The organism is Geobacillus sp. ZGt-1 (assembly GCF_001026865.1).
Lineage (GTDB): Bacteria > Bacillota > Bacilli > Bacillales > Anoxybacillaceae > Geobacillus > Geobacillus thermoleovorans.
This window is the reverse complement of the sequence record NZ_LDPD01000207.1, coordinates 1-1440: the sequence shown is the minus strand read 5'-3', so window position 1 is coordinate 1440 and position 1440 is coordinate 1. Positions and strand designations below refer to the sequence as shown.

The following is a 1440-nucleotide window of genomic DNA, read 5'->3' as shown; positions in this document are numbered from 1 at the left end:
CGTCCGCTGTCAGCGCCAGCACCAAAGGCGGCCAATATCGTTCGATCGAGGAACCGCAAACGCAAATCGCCGTCCGCGGGCCGCGCGAGGGATTTACGGAGTCGTTGCGCGCGAACACCGCGATGATCCGCCGCCGCATTAAAAATCCCAATCTTTGGCTGGAAACGATGCAAATCGGCACCGTGACGCAAACGGATGTCGCGATCATGTACATCAAAGGCATTGCCAATGACGAGGTTATCGAGGAAGTGAGAGCGCGCCTGCGCCGCATTGATACGGACAGCGTGCTTGAGTCCGGTTATATTGAACAATTAATCGAAGATCAAACGTTTACGACGTTTCCGACGATCTATCATACCGAGCGTCCCGATGTGGTGGCGGCGAATTTGCTGGAGGGGCGGATTGCGATTTTGATTCAGGGGACGCCGTTTATCCTGATTGTGCCGGCTTTGTTTATCCAATTTTTTCAAGCGGTGGAGGATTATTATGCCCGTTTTGATATTGCGACCGCTCTTCGTTTTTTACGCGTGTTGATTTTTTTTCTCTCGCTCGTCGCGCCCTCTATTTATATTGCTGCGACGACGTTTCATCAAGAAATGATTCCGACCCAGCTCGTCATCGCCATTGCCGCCCAGCGTGAGGCTGTGCCGTTTCCCGCTTTTGTCGAGGCATTGATCATGGAAGTGACATTTGAGATTTTGCGCGAAGCGGGGATTCGGCTGCCGCGTGCAGTCGGGCAAGCGGTGTCGATTGTCGGGGCGCTTGTCATCGGTGAGGTGGCGATCAATGCCGGCTTCGTTTCATCGGCCATGGTCATCGTTGTCTCGCTCACCGCGATTGCCAGCTTTGCAACGCCGTCGTTTGCCATCGCCATCTCAGCCCGCCTCATCCGCTTTGGGTTGATGTTTTTAGCGGCGATGTTCGGGTTTTATGGCATTATAATGGGTCTGCTGGTCATGATTCTCCATTTATGCAGCTTGCGCTCGTTTGGCATGCCATACATGTCGCCGCTTGCTCCATTTATTTCAACCAATGTAGGCGATACCCTGTTTCGGATTCCGACATGGATGTACCGCGAGCGGCCGCGCCTGATTAACCAGAAAAATATCATTCGCCAATCGGGGGATCAGAAACCGAAGCCTCCGGCACCAACACGCCGGGAAAAGGAGGATGGATCATGAAACGATCTATCGCCATGTTTGTGTCCTTTTTTGTTTGTGCGCTGTTGCTGGCTGGTTGTTGGAGTAAAAAAGAGTTAACCGATTTGGCCGTTGTCATTGCCGTCGGCCTCGATAAAACAAAAGACGGCAGATATTTGGCCTCGTTTCAAGTCGTCAACCCGGGCAACGTTGCGGGGGCGCTCCAACGAGGAGGCGGAGCGGGCGGCGTGCCCGTCTCCATTTATACGTCGACCGGAGACACGTTGGTCGAGGCAAGCCG

The 1440-nt window shown here is 53.8% G+C and carries 1 protein-coding gene and 1 pseudogene; both read left to right on the top strand.

Annotated elements, in window-relative coordinates:
- Positions 1–1181: spore germination protein (locus VU18_RS16650; protein ID WP_047758606.1), on the top strand; the 1181-nt coding region annotated here is incomplete at its 5' end.
- Positions 1178–1440, top strand: a pseudogene (locus tag VU18_RS16645) (Ger(x)C family spore germination protein); the annotation flags it as partial. The gene VU18_RS16650 and the pseudogene VU18_RS16645, both read left to right, overlap by 4 nt.